At 71.4% G+C, this 16,627-nt stretch carries 17 protein-coding genes; 13 read left to right on the top strand and 4 right to left on the bottom strand.

The genetic code is table 11. The features are described 5' to 3' along the window. Nucleotides 1–14 precede the first annotated feature (14 nt). Entirely contained in the window at nucleotides 15–602 is a 588-nt protein-coding gene (locus tag ACGFYN_RS17215; protein WP_393866644.1) for a TetR/AcrR family transcriptional regulator, read from the bottom strand. A gap of 96 nt (nucleotides 603–698) precedes the next feature. Between ACGFYN_RS17215 and ACGFYN_RS17220 the strand changes: the two genes are divergently transcribed. The 6 genes from ACGFYN_RS17220 to gatB all read left to right on the top strand — a co-directional run bounded on the left by ACGFYN_RS17220 (nucleotide 699) and on the right by gatB (nucleotide 5,383). Then, on the top strand, nucleotides 699–1,070 hold the full coding sequence (locus ACGFYN_RS17220) for a DUF4267 domain-containing protein (protein WP_393866645.1): 372 nt from the start codon (nucleotides 699–701) through the stop codon (nucleotides 1,068–1,070). 37 nt (nucleotides 1,071–1,107) lie between these two features. Next, complete coding sequence (locus tag ACGFYN_RS17225; RefSeq protein WP_393866646.1) at nucleotides 1,108–1,602, top strand: cupin domain-containing protein; 495 nt, start codon at nucleotides 1,108–1,110, stop codon at nucleotides 1,600–1,602. A gap of 198 nt (nucleotides 1,603–1,800) precedes the next feature. Then, nucleotides 1,801–2,097 carry an Asp-tRNA(Asn)/Glu-tRNA(Gln) amidotransferase subunit GatC gene (gatC, locus tag ACGFYN_RS17230; protein ID WP_016432511.1) on the top strand — a complete coding sequence of 99 codons (297 nt, stop codon included), beginning with the start codon at nucleotides 1,801–1,803 and terminating at the stop codon, nucleotides 2,095–2,097. Between the two features lie 5 nt (nucleotides 2,098–2,102). After that, entirely contained in the window at nucleotides 2,103–3,605 is a 1,503-nt protein-coding gene (gene gatA, locus ACGFYN_RS17235; protein ID WP_393866647.1) for an Asp-tRNA(Asn)/Glu-tRNA(Gln) amidotransferase subunit GatA, read from the top strand. Continuing rightward, nucleotides 3,602–3,853, top strand: coding sequence for a hypothetical protein (locus tag ACGFYN_RS17240; protein WP_393866648.1), 252 nt, complete (start codon nucleotides 3,602–3,604; stop codon nucleotides 3,851–3,853). The genes gatA and ACGFYN_RS17240 overlap by 4 nt, the downstream gene beginning before the upstream one ends. A gap of 15 nt (nucleotides 3,854–3,868) precedes the next feature. Beyond that, entirely contained in the window at nucleotides 3,869–5,383 is a 1,515-nt protein-coding gene (gene gatB / locus ACGFYN_RS17245) for an Asp-tRNA(Asn)/Glu-tRNA(Gln) amidotransferase subunit GatB (RefSeq protein ID WP_393866649.1), read from the top strand. A 70-nt stretch (nucleotides 5,384–5,453) separates the two neighbouring features. Here gatB and ACGFYN_RS17250 read toward each other — a convergent pair whose 3' ends face one another. Then, nucleotides 5,454–6,245: a methyltransferase domain-containing protein gene (locus ACGFYN_RS17250; RefSeq protein WP_393866650.1), complete on the bottom strand. Its 792-nt coding sequence runs from the start codon at nucleotides 6,243–6,245 to the stop codon at nucleotides 5,454–5,456. A 187-nt stretch (nucleotides 6,246–6,432) separates the two neighbouring features. On the opposite strand from ACGFYN_RS17250, the gene ACGFYN_RS17255 reads away from it, so the two are divergent. The 7 genes from ACGFYN_RS17255 (at nucleotide 6,433) to ACGFYN_RS17285 (ending at nucleotide 14,240) form a co-directional block, all read left to right on the top strand. Continuing rightward, nucleotides 6,433–6,729: a hypothetical protein gene (locus ACGFYN_RS17255; RefSeq protein WP_393866651.1), complete on the top strand. Its 297-nt coding sequence runs from the start codon at nucleotides 6,433–6,435 to the stop codon at nucleotides 6,727–6,729. Between the two features lie 192 nt (nucleotides 6,730–6,921). Further along, nucleotides 6,922–9,165 carry an MMPL family transporter gene (locus ACGFYN_RS17260; RefSeq protein ID WP_393866652.1) on the top strand — a complete coding sequence of 748 codons (2,244 nt, stop codon included), beginning with the start codon at nucleotides 6,922–6,924 and terminating at the stop codon, nucleotides 9,163–9,165. Next, nucleotides 9,143–9,718, top strand: a complete 576-nt coding sequence (locus tag ACGFYN_RS17265) for a GNAT family N-acetyltransferase (protein ID WP_393866653.1) — start codon at nucleotides 9,143–9,145, stop codon at nucleotides 9,716–9,718. The genes ACGFYN_RS17260 and ACGFYN_RS17265 overlap by 23 nt, the downstream gene beginning before the upstream one ends. Before the next feature lie 70 nt (nucleotides 9,719–9,788). Next, entirely contained in the window at nucleotides 9,789–10,370 is a 582-nt protein-coding gene (locus ACGFYN_RS17270; protein ID WP_393866654.1) for a hypothetical protein, read from the top strand. A 195-nt stretch (nucleotides 10,371–10,565) separates the two neighbouring features. Continuing rightward, nucleotides 10,566–10,745 (top strand): hypothetical protein, encoded by a 180-nt coding sequence (locus ACGFYN_RS17275; RefSeq protein WP_393866655.1) that lies wholly within the window; start codon nucleotides 10,566–10,568, stop codon nucleotides 10,743–10,745. A 176-nt stretch (nucleotides 10,746–10,921) separates the two neighbouring features. Beyond that, on the top strand, nucleotides 10,922–13,993 hold the full coding sequence (locus ACGFYN_RS17280) for an AAA family ATPase (RefSeq protein WP_393866656.1): 3,072 nt from the start codon (nucleotides 10,922–10,924) through the stop codon (nucleotides 13,991–13,993). 13 nt (nucleotides 13,994–14,006) lie between these two features. Further along, nucleotides 14,007–14,240, top strand: a complete 234-nt coding sequence (locus ACGFYN_RS17285; protein WP_393866657.1) for a DUF6191 domain-containing protein — start codon at nucleotides 14,007–14,009, stop codon at nucleotides 14,238–14,240. Between the two features lie 7 nt (nucleotides 14,241–14,247). Here the strand turns inward: ACGFYN_RS17285 and ACGFYN_RS17290 are convergent, their stop codons facing one another. After that, nucleotides 14,248–15,405, bottom strand: a complete 1,158-nt coding sequence (locus ACGFYN_RS17290) for a PQQ-dependent sugar dehydrogenase (RefSeq protein ID WP_393866842.1) — start codon at nucleotides 15,403–15,405, stop codon at nucleotides 14,248–14,250. A gap of 206 nt (nucleotides 15,406–15,611) precedes the next feature. Then, a complete protein-coding gene (locus ACGFYN_RS17295; protein WP_393866658.1) occupies nucleotides 15,612–16,610 on the bottom strand; it encodes an aldo/keto reductase in 999 nt (332 codons plus the stop codon). Nucleotides 16,611–16,627: the final 17 nt, after the last annotated feature.

Raw genomic sequence — 16,627 nt, forward strand, 5'->3', positions numbered from 1 at the left:
TCTCGGCAGCGTGCTCAGCCGCCGCACCCTGCCATGAAATGCCCGATCAGCAGAGCCAGCCGTTCCTCGTGCGCCCGCTCCGGCAGCCGTCCGCTGCGCATGAGCGTCACCAGGCCGTGCAGACCCGCCCAGTACGTCTCCGTCAGCAGGCCCACGTCGTCGCCCTCCGCGGCGATCGGGGTCACGGCCGCCACGAGTTCCGCGAACCCCTCCTGCAGGGGGGTCGGGGCCTGCGGTGTGGCGAAGGGGAGGTCGACGGTGTGGGTGAACATCGCGTCGTAGAGGGCCGGGCGGCGGCGGGCGAAGGCGGCGTAGGCGCGGCCTACCGCGGCCAGCGCCTCGCGGGTGCCCTTCGCGGCCGTGCGGGCCGTGTGCAGTTCGGCGGCCAGTTCCGCGAAGCCCTGTAGCGCGACCGCCGCCATGATCGCGTCCTTGCCCTTGAAGTGGCTGTAGAGGACCGGCTGGCTGTACTCGATCTCCGCCGCCAGCCGACGCGTGGTCACCGCGTCCCAGCCCTTCGACTCGGCGAGTTCCCGTGCGGCCGTGACGATCAGCCGCTCACGTTCCGCTCGTTCGCGCTCCCGGCGCGTATGGATCGACATGGCAAGAATTCTAGCATCGCTAGCCAACCTGTCGGCGCTCTGCTAGCTTCGCTCTCGTGCCTAGCGTTGCTAGCGACTTCACACGAGGAGATGGACATGACCGCCACCGCCTACACCCTGGCCGTCCTGCTCGACCTGTTCTGCGTGTTTCTCGGCTACCGGTTCCTGTTCCAGCCGGCCCCCGCCGCCGCCGGTTACGGCGTCCCCGCCCGTCCGGAGGGCGACGCCGGTGCCTATCTCTCGGTCAAGGGCCTGCGGGACGGTACCTTCGGTCTGCTGGGCCTGGCCCTGCTGGCCTTCGTCGGCGCCCGGGCCGAGGCCTGGTTCATGCTCGCCGTGGCGCTCGTGCCGCTCTTCGACACGCTCATAGTCCTGAGGAACGGGGGCACCAAGGCGGTGGCGTTCGGGATCCACTTCGCGACGGCCGTCGTCGTCCTGATCGGCGCCGTCCTGCTCTTCCTCGTCTGAGCACGTCAACGTCCGCACCACTACCGGGGGTTCGAAGATGTCGCTGTTCGTTCCGAAGTTCGACGAGTCCGTGATCGTCCGTGAGGCCGAGGCGGAAGTCGTCGGCCGCGCTCCCACCACCGTGCGCCTGCTGGCCGACAGCAGCAGTACCGGCGGTGCGCTGTCCACCCAGCGCGTCACCCTCACGGGCGGCGCGGACGGCGCCAAACCGCACTGGCACGACAACTCCGCCGAGATGTTCTTCCTGCTCGACGGCGCCGCGGAGATCCTCTCCGGCGACGAGGTGCTCACCGCCGGCCCCGGCGATCTCGTCATCGTCCCGCCCGGCAGGCCGCACGCCTTCGCCGCCGTGCCCGGTGCCGACGCCGACCTCCTCATCGTCCTCGCACCCGGCGTCGAGCGCTTCGAGTACTTCCGCCACCTCCAGCGCATCGCCCTCGGCGAAGCCACCCCGGAGAGCCTGCTGGAGGTCCAGGACCTCTACGACAACCACTTCATGAAGAGCCAGGCCTGGGAGGGCCGCCGGCACTGAGGGGCAGGGCGCCGTCACCGGCGCGGAGGGGGGCCGGGTAAACCGTTTAACGGCCCGAGCCCCCCGCCCCATAGGATTGGGGCCAGTCGTCACATTCCCGTCTGTCGTGCGACGCGACCCGCCCTTCGGGCGGACGACGGGAATGCGACGACCGGCCCCGGCCCCGAACCACACACACTCACCCCAGAGGATCGCTGCATGCCTGGCATTACGCGCGAGGAGGTCGCGCACCTCGCACGGCTGGCGCGTCTGGAGCTGAAGCCCGAAGAACTCGATCACTTCGCCGGCCAGCTCGACGACATCATCGGCGCGGTCGCCCGCGTCAGCGAGGTCGCCGATCAAGACGTACCGCCGACCTCGCACCCGCTCCCGCTGACGAACGTCATGCGCAAGGACGAGGTCCGTCCCTCGCTCACCCCCGAGCAGGCGCTCTCCGGCGCCCCGGCCCAGGAGCAGCAGCGTTTCAAGGTGCCGCAGATCCTGGGGGAGGACTGAATCCCATGACGGACAACGTCAACATCATCAAGCTCACGGCCGCCGAGACCGCCGAGAAGATCGCCTCCGGCGAGCTCACGGCCGTCCAGGTCACCGAGGCACACCTCGCCCGGATCGAGGCCGTCGACGAGAAGGTGCACGCCTTCCTGCACGTCGACCGAGAGGGCGCCCTCTCGCAGGCCCGTGCCGTCGACGCGAAGCGGGAGCGGGGCGAGCAGCTCGGCCCCCTCGCGGGCGTCCCGCTCGCGCTCAAGGACATCTTCACCACCGAGGGCGTTCCGACGACCGTCGGCTCGAAGATCCTCGAGGGCTGGCTCCCGCCGTACGACGCGACGCTCACCAAGCGGCTGAAGGCCGCCGACGTCGTCATCCTCGGCAAGACCAACATGGACGAGTTCGCCATGGGGTCCTCGACGGAGAACAGCGCCTTCGGGCCGACCGGCAACCCGTGGGACCTCACCAAGATCCCCGGCGGCTCGGGCGGCGGCTCCTCCGCCGCGATCGCCTCCTACCAGGCCACCCTCGCCATCGGCACCGACACCGGCGGCTCCATCCGCCAGCCGGCCGCCGTCACCGGCACGGTGGGCGTGAAGCCGACGTACGGCGCGGTCTCCCGGTACGGCATGGTCGCGTTCTCCAGCTCCCTCGACCAGGGCGGGCCCTGCGCCCGTACGGTCCTGGACGCGGCGCTGCTGCACGAGGTCATCGCCGGGCACGACCCGCTCGACTCCACCTCCATCGACGCCCCGGTCCCGCCGGTCGTCGAGGCCGCCCGCAACGGCAGCGTCGAGGGCATGCGCGTCGGCGTGGTCAAGCAGTTCCGCGGCGAGGGTTACCAGGCCGGCGTCATCCAGCGGTTCGACGAGTCCGTCGCGCTGCTCAAGGAGCTCGGCGCCGAGATCGTCGAGCTGGACTGCCCCTCGTTCGACCTCGCGCTGTCGGCGTACTACCTGATCGCCCCGTCCGAGTGCTCCTCCAACCTGGCCCGCTTCGACGGTCTGCGCTACGGCCTGCGGACCGGCGACGACGGAAGCCACTCGGCGGAGGAGGTCACCTCCCTCACCCGTGAGGCGGGCTTCGGCCCCGAGGTCAAGCGCCGCATCATGCTGGGCACGTACGCCCTCTCCAGCGGCTACTACGACGCCTACTACGGCTCCGCGCAGAAGGTCCGCACGCTCATCACGCGCGACTTCGAGAAGGCCTTCGAGCAGGTGGACGTGATCGTGTCGCCCACGACGCCGACCACCGCCTTCGCGATCGGCGAGCGCGCCGACGACCCGATGGCGATGTACCTGGCCGACCTGTGCACCATCCCGACCAACCTGGCCGGCAACGCGGCCATGTCGCTGCCCTGCGGCCTGGCCCCGGAGGACAACCTTCCGGTCGGCCTGCAGATCATCGCCCCGGCGCTCAAGGACGACCGTCTGTACAAGGTCGGCGCCGCGGTCGAAGCCGCCTACGTGGAAAAGTGGGGGCACCCGCTCCTGGAGGAGGCTCCGTCGCTGTGACCAAGACAGGCAAGACGCTGACCAAGGCGCAGGACTTCAAGAAGTCCAAGTCCGGTATGTACGTGTCCATCGCCACCACCGCCTTCGGCGCGTTCGGTGTCGCCAAGCGGATCAAGAAGGCACGTTCCGAGCAGGACACGCTGCGGCTGCTCGACGCGACCGTGGCCGCCGTCGGCATCGTCACCGGCCTCGCCGTCCTGTACCGCGAGCTGAAGCGGCTGGGCGACGACGACGTCCTCCTGGGCTGAGAGGGAAGTTTCACCGTGACCACCACGACCGACCTGGTGTCGTACGAGGACGCGCTGGCGTCGTACGACCCCGTCATGGGCCTCGAGGTCCACGTCGAACTCGGCACCAAGACCAAGATGTTCTGCGGGTGTTCGACCGAACTGGGCGCCGAGCCCAACTCGCAGACCTGCCCGACCTGCCTCGGCATGCCCGGCGCGCTCCCGGTCGTCAACGCGACCGGCGTCGAGTCCGCGATCAGGATCGGTCTCGCGCTGAACTGCGAGATCGCGGAATGGTGCCGTTTCGCCCGGAAGAACTACTTCTATCCGGACATGCCGAAGAACTTCCAGACCTCCCAGTACGACGAGCCGATCGCCTTCAACGGCTACCTCGACGTGCAGATGGAGGACGGCGAGACCTTCCGCGTGGAGATCGAGCGCGCCCACATGGAGGAGGACACCGGCAAGTCGACGCACGTGGGCGGCGCGACGGGCCGTATCCACGGCGCCTCGCACTCGCTGCTCGACTACAACCGCGCCGGCATCCCGCTCATCGAGATCGTCACCAAGCCGATCGAGGGTGCGGGCGAGCGCGCTCCCGAGGTCGCGCGGGCGTACGTCCGTGAGCTGCGCGAGGTCATCCGGGCGCTCGGTGTCTCCGACGCCCGGATGGAGATGGGCCAGATGCGCTGCGACGTGAACCTGTCGCTGCGCCCGCACGGCCGCGAGAAGTTCGGTACGCGCTCCGAGACCAAGAACGTGAACTCGCTGCGCTCCGTGGAGCGTGCGGCCCGCTTCGAGATCCAGCGGCACGCGGCCGTGCTGTCCTCCGGCGGCACGATCATCCAGGAGACCCGGCACTTCCACGAGGACACGGGGTCGACGACCTCGGGCCGCGTGAAGGAGGAGGCCGAGGACTACCGGTACTTCCCCGAGCCGGACCTGGTGCCGGTGGCCCCCTCGCGCGAGTGGGTCGCGGAGATCCAGGGCGAGCTGCCCGAGCTGCCGCTGGTGCGCCGCAGCCGGCTGCGCGAGGAGTGGGGCATCTCCGGCACCGAGATGCAGGCCATCCTGAACGCCGGTGCGCTGGACCCGATCGTCGCCACTATCGACGCCGGTGCCGACGCCGCCTCCGCCCGCAAGTGGTGGATGGGCGAACTGGCGCGCAGCGCCAACGAGTCGGGCACGTCGCTCGACGAGCTGGCGATCACCCCGGCGCAGGTCGCGCGGGTCACCGAGCTGGTCTCGAAGGGTGATCTGAACGACAAGCTGGCCCGCCAGGTCATCGAGGGCGTCCTCGCGGGCGAGGGCACCCCGGACGAGGTCGTCGACAAGCGCGGCCTGAAGGTCGTGTCGGACGAGGGCGCGCTCGGCAAGGCCGTCGAGGACGCCATCGCCGGTAACCCGGGCGTCGCGGACAAGATCCGCGGCGGCAAGGTGGCCGCGGCCGGCGCCCTGGTCGGCGCGGTCATGAAGGCGACCCGGGGCCAGGCCGACGCGGCCCGCGTCAAGGAGCTGATCCTGGAGAAGCTGGGCGTCGGCGAAGGCTGAGCGGTAGCACGCGTACGGCCCCGGAGGCATGTCCTCCGGGGCCGTACCGCTGTGTGCGGCGTGCCACGCGCTACCTGCGGCGCCCGACGACCCGTACGAACCCCAGAGTTCGCCCCTCGTCCGCCCGCACCATCTCGCCGACCCGGCGGGCCATCGTGCGGTGGAACTCGTCCGGGCTCTCCTCGGCGACCACCTCGCACCGCAGCAGCCAGTCCCGCCAGCCGTCCGGCTGCCAGTCGGCCGTCTCGACCTCGACGGCCCCGCTGCGGGTCCAGTGGCGCCGCCACCAGCCGGCGGAGTGGAAGCACCAGAAGTCGGGCTCCCAGCAGGGCCTGAGATGCTCGGGAGGCTCGTCGCCGGCCGGCTCCTCGCGCAGCGCCGGTACGACGACGCCGATATGGCCGCCGGGCTTCAGCAGCCGGGTGAGCGTGGGCAGATACAGGTCGTCGGTGCCGAAGTACTGATAGGCGTCGATGCTCACGATCGCGTCGAAACTCCCCTCGGCGAAGGGCAGTTCGTGAGCTTCCGCGTGCACGGGCAGCACGCGGTCGGCGAACCCCGCCTCGGTGACGCGCCGGGCGTTGTCGTCGGACTGCACCCAGAGGTCGGCCGCGGTGACCTGGGCGTGGAACTCCCGGGCCAGGAAGACCGACGTCATCGCGCGGCCGCAGCCGAGGTCGAGCACCCGGGCGCAGCGCGTCCAGCCCGAGGGCGCCAGCCATTCCAGCAGCCACAGGGCGTTCGGGCCCATCTGGTTCCCGACCGTCCAGCGTGCGCCGTACTGGCTGCTGCGCGGATAGGACGGGTGGATCACACGGTCAGCGAGAGGGTCCTTCGAGGTCCTGGAGCCGATGTCGGACATCGGTGAACGGGCTCCTTGGGATCTTCGTAGTGGAAGGCGATGCGCAGGAACTCGGCCGGACCTTCGAACAATGCACCCGCTTCGGTCGTCGGCGAGGGGGCCGGGGAGGGCTGACCCGCGGAAGCCGGCACCCGGCCGGGGCGCCTCGCAGCCGGTTTCCCGGGAGGACGCGCTACCCTCGCCCGCCATGAATGGACGCGCTGATTCCGAGATGCCGGACGACGACTTCGGTCCGGCCGAGGACGCGCGGCGGGCCCGCTGGACCGCGGCCGGGACCGGGGTGCTGCTGGCCCTCGCCGGGCTGGCCGCCTCCGTGCTGCGGGCCTCCGGCTCCGCTCCGGCGCTCGTGCCGGCCGCCTACGCCTTCGGTGCCGCCGTCTGCGCGGCGGCCGCGGTGCTGGGCTCCCGGGGACGCACCCGGCGGGCACTGTGGCTGCTGATCGTGGGGGTGTTCGTGATGGCGGTCGGGGACCAGTTCGACTGAGGTGACAGAGTCGCCGTTACTGTCCTGTGATCTGCCTCCCACTCCTGTGAATAACCCCACGAACGGCATGAACGATCACTTCTGCCTGCAAGAGTGGTCCTTCCATTGCTCACGCGTTCTTTGCGGGCTGTTCATCTCCTGAACGACTGTTCCCGGTCAAAGATCCACAAACCGTCTCCCGGGAGCTCGTTAGTGGCAGCCCTTGCACGCTGGTGTGTCCGGAACCGCCTCGCCGCGATGCTCCTGTGGCTCCTCGCGTTCGGCGGGGTCAGCGCGGCCGCCGCCGTGACGGGTACGGCGTACTCCAACGACTACGAGGCTCCCGGCACCGAATCGGGCGCCGCCACCCAGCTGCTGCAGCAGGGCTTCCCCGGAATCGGCGGCGACGGCGACACCGTCGTGTGGCACACCACGTCCGGCACCGTCCGGGCCGCCGACGTCGAGCAGACGATGACCCAGACCCTGGACAAGATCACCGATCTGCCGGGCATCGCCTCCGTGAGCAGTCCCTACGACGGCCAGGGCGGGGGCCGGATCAGCTCCGACGGGCACACCGCGTACGCCACGGTCACCTTCCACGACCGCGCCGAGGACATCACCAAGGCCGAGGCCCAGGCCGTCGTCCGCACCGCCAAGGCCGCCGACACCGACGGGCTCCAGGTCGAGCTGGGCGGCAGCGCCGTCGCCCTCACCGAGTCGGCCGGCGGGCACGTCGCCGAGATCGTCGGCGTGGTCGTCGCGACGGTCGTCCTCTTCCTCGCCTTCGGCTCGTTCGCCGCCTCGATGCTGCCCATCGGGACCGCGCTGGTCGGCGTCGGCACCGCGTACGCCGGGATCGTGCTGCTCGGGCACGCCATGACGGTCGCCGACTTCGCGCCCATGCTGGGCATGCTGATCGGCCTCGGCGTGGGCATCGACTACGCGCTCTTCATCGTCACCAGACACCGCCGCGGCCTCAAACGCGGGCTGTCGGTCGCCGAGGCCGCCACCAGCGCCGTGACGACCACGGGGCGCGCCGTGGTCTTCGCAGGTGCCACCGTTTGCATAGCCCTGCTCGGGATGCTGATCCTCAGGCTCAGCTTCCTCAACGGCGTCGCGATCGCCGCCTGTCTGACCGTGATCCTCACGGTCGCGGCCTCCGTCACCCTGCTTCCGGCCCTGCTGTCGTTCATCGGCCCGCGCGCCCTGAGCCGGCGCGAGCGCCGACGCCTGGAGGAGCACGGGCCGCAGCCCGAGCTGCCGACCGGGCTCGCCCACCGGTGGTCGGCGTTCGTGGAGCGCCACCCCAAGGTGCTGGGTGTGGTCGCGCTGGCCGTGATGACCGTCCTCGCGCTGCCCACCCTCTCCCTCCACCTGGGCACCTCGGACGCCGGCAACGACCCCAGGACGTCCACGACGAGGCAGGCGTACGACCTTCTCGCCGACGGCTTCGGCCCCGGCGTCAACGGCCCGCTCACCCTCGTGACCAAGGTGAACGGCGCCGAGGACCGGCTCGCCCTGGACAACCTCGACGCCACCATCCGCACCACCGAGGGCGTCGCGTCGGTGACCCCTGTGACGTACAACACCGGTGGTGACACCGCGTACTTCTCGATCGTCCCGACCTCGGAACCCCAGTCGCAGAAGACCAGCGACCTGGTGGACCGGCTGCGCACCGAGGTGCTCCCGCGCGCCGAGACCGGCACCTCGCTGGACGTGCACGTCGGCGGTGTGACGGCCGGGTACGACGACTTCGCCGACGTCATCGTCGGAAAGCTGCCCCTGTTCGTCGGTGTCGTCATCGGCCTCGGCTGTCTTCTGCTGCTGCTCGCCTTCCGGTCCATCGGCATCCCGGTCAAGGCCGCCGCGATGAACGTCGCGGCGGTCGCCGCCGCCTTCGGCGTCGTCGTCGTGATCTTCCAGTGGGGGTGGGGGAGCGAGCTGCTGGGCCTCGGCCGCGCGGGCCCCATCGAGCCCTTCCTCCCCGTGATCATGGTGTCCGTCCTCTTCGGGCTCTCGATGGACTACCAGGTGTTCCTGGTCAGCCGGATGTACGAGGAGTGGCTGGAGACCGGTGACAACCGGCGTGCCGTCCGCGTCGGCCTCGCCGAGACCAGCCGGGTGATCAACTCCGCCGCCGTCATCATGATCGCGGTCTTCCTGGCCTTCGTCCTGAGCGGCGACCGCGTGATCGCCATGTTCGGCATCGCGCTCGCCTCGGCCGTCGCCCTCGACGCCTTCGTGCTCCGTACGCTGCTGGTCCCGGCCCTGATGCACCTGCTCGGCGGCGCCAACTGGTGGCTGCCCCGCTGGCTGGACGCCCGCCTGCCCCGCATCAGCATCGAGCCGCCCGAGTGCCGTGCCGCCCATGAAAGGCTGGCCGCGGCGACGGACGCAGAGGTGGCGGACGTACTGGCGAAGGGGCGGGACGAGGATGTACGCGATATCCCTGGGTGACGACGGAGCGCAGCTGCGGCCGCTGGAGCCGTGGCACGCCGAGGAGTTCCTCGCGCATCTGGAGCGCGGACGGGAGTTCATCGGGCAGTTCATCCCGTTCGGCTCGAACGCCGTCGACGTGCTCTCCGCGCGCGAGACGCTCCAGCGCTACGCCGACATGCGCGCCGCCGACACCGCCTCGTACCACGGCATCTGGCTGGACGGAAAGCTCGTGGGTGGCGTGCTCACGCTGAACTTCGAGGCGCAGACCGGCAACTGCGAGGTCGGCTGCTGGCTGGAGCCCGCCGCGACCGGCCGCGGACTGATCACCCGGGCGATGCGGGTGCTGATCGACTGGGCGGTCGAGGAGCGCGGCATCCACCGCGTCGAATGGGTGGCCGCGTCCGGGAATGTGCCGAGCCTGAACGTCGCCCGCCGCCTCGGAATGACCCGCGATGGCGTACGACGCGAGGCGCACCCCTATGGTGGGGTGCGGCACGACCTCGAGGTGTGGTCGATCCTCGCCCCGGAGTGGCGTGCAGCACGCGCGCGTGCCGAACACACAGATCAGTAGGGAGAGGCTCGACGGATCGCCTCGGCGATCTTTTAGAGACTTCTCAGACAGCGTCCGTACGGTGCGAGGTATGGGAACCAGCAAGACTGTTGACGAGGCCGGAACCGAGGCCACCGAAGTGAAGCCCGACGAGGAGACGGTGGACACCACCGCGACCGACGGGACCGAGGCGGACGAGAAGACCGCCGGCGCCACCTCCGGGGAGGCGACCGCGGAGGCCGACCTTGTCGAGTCCGGTGCCGACGGCGAGGCGTCCGGCGTCGGCCAGGGCGCGGGAGCCGTCGTCTCCGCCGCGCTCGGCGTCGTCTCGCTGACCGGCAGCTGGGTCGGCACCGTCGCGTCCGCGCGCCAGTCGCTCATCGGTCAGTTGCACGCCCAGAGCTCCCAGAACTCCAGCGTGTCCAAGCTGCTCGACGAGGGCTACGGCAACGCGTGGCAGGCCACCGCGATGTGGGGCGGCGTCTTCGCGCTGCTCGCGCTGATCGTCGGTGTCGTGGTGCTGGCCAGGCCCGCCTTCGGGGCCCCGGGCAAGCCGCAGGCCGTGTGGATCAAGTCGGTCGCCTGGGGCGGTGTCGCTCTCGGCGTCATCGGCCTGCTCCTGGCCGTGCTCAAGTACACCGACATCCTGCTCGCACTGCCCTCCGCGGGCTGAGTCGCCGCAGGTCCTGAGGGGTCTTAGGGCATCCGTAAGCACCTTACGGAGCTCCTGAGGCCCCTCACGCGCGTCTAAGGCCCCGGGCTCCGCCGAAGATGCGGAAGTCTCCCGATGTGGCGCACCCCCCTTGGAGACGAAAGTTGAGGCATCGCAGGAAGCGAAGCCGAAACCGACTCTCACAAGGGACACACCATGTACGAGTACGAGATCACCCAGTTCCGTTCCGCCGAGCTGATCCGCCAGGCCGAGCAGGAGCGCCAGGCCCGCGAGGTCGTACGGGGCCGCCGCGCCGCCCGCCGCGAGGCCGCCGCGGAGCACGAGACGCATAGGCCGCGCCTCCGCCGGCTCCGGTCGTCCGCCCGCGCCGCGTGAACGCGGGGCTTTGGGAGGGCGGCCGCACGGGGGACGGCCGCCCTCCGAAGGACCACGACCGCACCGAACGGACCCCGCCCGCGCCCTCACCGCACCTCCCCGCGGTGGGGGCCGCGGTGCGTCCGGCGGCAGTCGTCCCGGCGAAAACCGGTGCCGCACTGTCGGACCCCCGTGCGATGCTCGGGCTCGTGGAGACCAGGTCCGTCAGTCCGGTGTTCGTCGGCCGTGCAGAAGACCTGAAAACCCTCAACGATGCGCTCGCCCGCGCCGCCGCGGGCGAGCCGCAGGCGCTGCTGATCGGCGGGGAGGCCGGGGTCGGCAAGACCCGGCTGGTCGAGGAGTTCGCCACCGCGGCCTGCCGGGAGGGCGCCGTCGTCGCGCTCGGCGGCTGCGTGGAGATCGGCGCCGACGGCCTGCCCTTCGCGCCGTTCTCCACCGCCCTGCGCGCGCTGCGCCGTGAGCTGCCCGACGCACTCGCCGCCGCGGCGGCCGGCCAGGAGGAGGAGCTCACCCGCCTGCTGCCCGAGCTCGGCGAGTCGAGCGGAGGGCGGCACGACGAGGAGGGCATGGCCCGCCTCTTCGAGCTCACCGCCCGCCTGCTGGAGCGCGTCGCCGACGACCGCGTCGTCGTCGTCGCCCTGGAGGACCTGCACTGGGCCGACGCCTCCACCCGCCATCTGCTGGCCTACCTCTTCCGCACCCTGCGCACCGGCCGCCTCGTCGTCCTCGCCACCTACCGCGCCGACGACATCCACCGCCGCCACCCGCTGCGCCCCCTGCTCGCCGAACTCGACCGGCTGCGCACCGTCCGCCGCATCGACGTGGCCCGCTTCAACCGCGAGGAGGTCGGCCGTCAGGTCGCCGGCATCCTCGCCGCCGAACCGGACCCGGCCCAGGTCGACGACATCTTCGAACGCTCCGACGGCAACGCCTTCTTCGTCGAGGAACTCGCCGTGTGCGCCACCGAGGGCTGCGGCACCGGCCTCACCGACTCGCTGCGCGACCTGCTCCTGGTCCGCGTCGAGGGGATGCCCGAGAGCGCCCAGCGGGTCGCCCGGGTCGTCGCCGAGGGCGGCTCCACCGTGGAGTACCGGCTGCTCGCCGCCGTCGCCGGGCTCGCCGAGGACGACCTCATCGAGGCGCTGCGGGCCGCCGTGAACGCCAACATCCTGCTCGCCACACCCGCCGGCGACGGCTACCGCTTCCGGCACTCCCTGGTCCGCGAGGCCGTCAGCGACGACCTGCTGCCCGGGGAGCGCTCCCGCCTCAACCGCCGCTACGCCGAGGCACTGGAGGCCGACCCCACGCTGGTCCCCGCCGACCAGCGCGTCATGCGCCTGGCCAGCTACTGGTACCACGCCCACCACCCCGCCAAGGCCCTGCCCGCCGTCCTGGACGCCGCCGTCGAGGCCCGCTGCCGCCACGCCTACAGCGAGCAACTGCGGCTTCTGGAACGGGCGATGGAGCTGTGGGACACCGCCCCCGAGGACGTGCGCGACCAGCTGCGCCCCATCGACTACAGCGAGGTCTATCCTCCCCCACTGCCCGAAAGGCGTGGGGGGACCCCCAGCGGCTGCGACCCCGCCACCACCCCCCTGAGCTACCTCGACATCCTCGCCGAGGCCGCCGTCGCCGGAAGGCTGTCCGGGGAGCGCGAACGCGCCCTGAAGATCACCAAGCGCGCCCTGCATCTGCTGGAGGACGAGGGCGACCCGCTGCGCGCCGCCTGGTTCTGGGTCCAGCGCTCCCGCCTTGTGCAGGCACTGGCCCGCGGCGACGGCTGGCAGGAACTCGGCACCGCCCAGGAGCTCGTGCGCGGCCTGCCGCCCTCCGAGGTGCACGCCGAGGTGCTCGCCAACGTCGCCAACTGGTCCTCGCTCCACGAACCCGGCCCCGACGCCCTCTCCGCCGCCGAGCGCGCCGTCGAGTACGCGCGCATGGTCGGCGCCCGCGAGATCGAACTCAACGCCCGCATCACCCTCGGCGCCCTCATGGTCGACTCGGGCTCCGCCGAACCGGGCCTCGCGGAGATGTACGAGGTCAAGGACCAGGCCCTGGCGGAAGGCGTCTCGATCGTCGCCGGCCGCGCCTACGTCAACCTGCCCAGCGAACTCGACGCGGTCGGCCGCACCCGCGAAGCCGTGCCCATCCTCCAGGAGGGCCTCACCTACACCAGGAAGTTCGGCCTGCTGGACTCCGAGGCCTGGGTGTGGGCCAACCTCTCGGAGGCGCTGTACTCCCTCGGCCGCTGGGACGAGGCCGCCGACGCCGCGAGAGGCGCCCTGCGCGTGGGCCTCAGCGCCAAGCCCCAGGGCGGCGGCGCGATGTGCCTGGCACACGTCGCGCTCGGCCGCGGCGACCTGCCCGAGGCCGTCCGTCAACTGGCCGCCGCCCGCGCCCACTTGGGCACCCACGACCCCATGCCCCAGCACTCCCTCCTCCTGTCGCGCATCGAGGTCGGCGTGGCCGCGGGCCAGGGCCGCTTCCTCGACGCGCGGGCCGAGACCGTCCGCGTCCTGGCCTCCGACATCCCGCCCGGCACCCAGCGCTACCGCTGGCCCCTGCTGCTCGCCGCCGCCACTTCCGAGGCCGACGCACGCACCCTGCCGGCCGCTGCCGAGGGCCGCGCCGACGTCCTCGAACGGATCCGCGAGACCGCTGGGAAGACCACCACCGACGCCCCCATCTGGCTCGCCCACGAGCAGTGGGTACGCGCCGAACTCGCCCGCGCCGCAGGCCAGGACACCATCGACACCTGGTCGGACGTGGTCACCTCCTTCGAATGCCTGGACCGCCCCTACGACCTCGCCCGCGTCCGCCAGCGCCTGGCCGAAGCCCTGCTCGCGGTCGGCGGTGACGAGGAGCGCGACCGCGCCGCCGACCTGCTCCGGCTGGCCCATGCCGTCGCCGAGCACCTCGGCGCCCGCCCGCTCGCCGGCTCCGTGGCACTGCTCGCCCAGCGTGCCCGCCTCACCCTGAGCCGGGCCCCGGACCGCCGGCCCGCCGATCCCGCCGAGGCCCTCGGCCTCACCAGCCGCGAACGCGACGTCCTGCGCCTGGTCGCCGCCGGCCGCACCAACCGCCAGATAGCCGAGGAGCTCTTCATCTCCCCGAAGACGGCGAGCGTCCACGTCTCGAACATTCTGGGCAAGCTGGGCGTCTCAGGGAGAGGGGAGGCCGCCGCCGTGGCCCACCGACTCGGTCTGTTTGCGACGACCGGGGACGGGGACCGGGTGGTGGCCGGATGAGAGAGGGGACACCGTGTTCAACGCCTTCGAGGAACTCTTCGCCCCGGGCCGCAAGCACACCCGCGACGAGCAGAACCGCCTGGAGCTGACCCGGGAGGACGTGGGGGACGCCGACCCCGGACGCGGCCCGATAGACCTGGCGTCCGGCAAGGTCGTCGTACGGCGGCCGAACGCCGAGGAGCGGGAGGAGTCCGAGGCGTCGGGCGAGCCCGTCGAGCCGCAGGGGCCTGAGCCCGGCGTGGAGTGACCGGCGGCTACTTCACCTCCAGTTCCAGGATGCGGTCGTCACCGCTCTTCGGGTCACCGCGGCCGTCCGTGTTGCTGGTCGCCAGCCACAGCTTGTCGCCGCCCGCCGAGACCACCGTGCGCAGCCGGCCGTACTTGCCGGTGAGGAAGGCCTGCGGCTCGGCCGAGGCCTCCGTGCCCTTCAGCGGGATGCGCCACAGGCGTTGGCCCTTCAGGCCCGCCATCCATATGGAGCCCTCGGCGTAGGCGATGCCGCTGGGGGAGGCGTCGTCCGTGTGCCACTGGGCAATGGGGTTCTGGTACTTGGAGTCGGACGACTTGCCCTCGGCGTTCGGCCAGCCGTAGTCGGCGCCCGGCTTGATCGCGTTCAGCTCGTCCCAGGTGTCCTGGCCGAACTCCGAGGCGAACAGGCGCTGTTTGTCGTCCCAGGCCAGACCCTGCACATTGCGGTGGCCGTAGGTGTAGACGGGGGAGCCCGGGAACGGGTTGCCGGGGGCCGGTTCGCCCTCCGGGGTCATCCGCAGGATCTTGCCGCCCAGGGACTTCTTGTTCTGGGCCAGGCCCTGCTGACCGCTCTCGCCCGTGCCGGCGTAGAGCATCTTGTCCGGACCGAAGGCGATGCGGCCGCCGTTGTGGATGTAGCCCATCGGTATGCCCTTGAAGATCGTGTCCGGTGCGCCCAGCTGTTCGCCGGCCGGCTTCTTCGTGTCGTAGAGCATGCGGACGATGCGGTTGTCCGAGCCCGAGGTGAAGTACGCGTAGATCATGTGGTCCGAGGCGTAGTCCGGGGAGAGGGCGATGCCGAGCAGGCCGCCCTCGCCGGCGTGGGAGACACCCGACACCTTGCCCAGCCCGGTCTTCTTCCCGGTCTTCGCGTCGACCTTGGTGATCGTCCCCTCGTCCCGGTCGGCGACGAGCAGGCTGCTGTCGTCGGGCAGCGGGGCGATGCCCCACGGGGTGTTCAGGCCCGTGGCCACCGTGCGCAGCACCTTGACCGAGCCCTTGGCGGGCGGGGCCTGCTCGGCGGACTGGTCCGACGGGGACGCGTTCGCCGTCGTGCTCTCCGCTCCCTTGTTGTCTGCGCCGCCCGCGGATCCGTCGCCTCCGCCGCCGGAGGAACAGCCCGCCGTCAGCAGCAGCGCGGTCGCGGCCAGCACGGCCGGCACAGCTCGTCGTAGCACGATCTTGGTCCTTTCGGCGGCGGTCCAGCGGCACGTTCGGCAGGTTCTACTGTTCTTACACCGCTCGCGCCCCGCAGGTTCCCGATCAACGGAACCGGTCCCCGCAGCGCCACGGAACCCACCCGCTTCCGGTCCGGCGACCTCAGTCCTCAGTCCTCAGTCCTCAGTCCTCAGTCCTCAGTCCTCAGTCCTCAGTCCCAGGATCCGCGCGCACCCGGCAACCCCGCCACCTCGGCCAGGTCCCCCGGCGTCAGCCGCAGCGTTGCGGAGGCCGCGTTCTCCGTCGCCCAGTGCTCCTGTTTGGTGCCCGGGACCGGGACGACGTGGCGGCCCTGGGACAGGACCCAGGCCAGTGCGACCTGGGCCGGGGTGACCTCGGTGCCGTGGCGGGCCGCGGTACGGCGCAGGCCCGCCACGATGGGCTGGTTCGCGGCCATCATCTCCGCGGTGAAGCGGGGGTGGCGGGCGCGGACGTCGTCCGGTTCGAAGCCCTCGCCCGGGGTGAGCGTGCCGGTCAGGAAGCCGTTGCCGAGGGGCATCGCGGCCAGAAGGCCGACCCCGCGCGCCTCGCACCAGGGCAGCAGCGACTCGAGCGCCTCCGGCGACCACACCGACAGCTCGGCCTCCACCGCGCTCACCGGGAACACCTGCTGCACCCGCTTCAGCTGCCTGATCGTGGCGTCGTGCAGCCGCGTACCCGAGCGTCGGCCACCGCGCGCACCGACGGCGCACAGCCCCAACGCCCTTACCTTTCCGGCCTGGACGAGCTCCGCCATCGCGCCCCAGGTCTCCTCGACGGGCACCTCGGGGTCCTCGCGGTGCAGCTGGTAGAGGTCGATGACGTCCGTCTGCAGGCGCCTGAGCGACGCGTCGCAGGCGCGCTTCACATAACCGGGGCGGCCGTTGGCCACGACATGCTGCTCGCCGACCAGCAGCCCCACCTTCGTCGACACGAAGGCGTCCTCGCGCCGCTCCTTCAACGCCCGCCCCACCAGCAGCTCGTTGGTGAACGGGCCGTACATGTCGGCGGTGTCCAGGAGCGTCGAACCCGCGTCGAGCGCCCGGTGCACCGCCCTGAGCGATGCGTCGCCGCGCTGCCGCGATCCGCTGTACGCCCAGCTCATCGGCATGCACCCGAGGCCGACGGCCCCCACCTCGAGCGCCCCCGCGCCGATCGTCCTGCGCTCCACCTGCTCGTGACCCTCCC

Origin of the sequence: Streptomyces sp. NPDC048419 (genome assembly GCF_043200415.1) — a bacterium.
Lineage (GTDB): Bacteria > Actinomycetota > Actinomycetes > Streptomycetales > Streptomycetaceae > Streptomyces.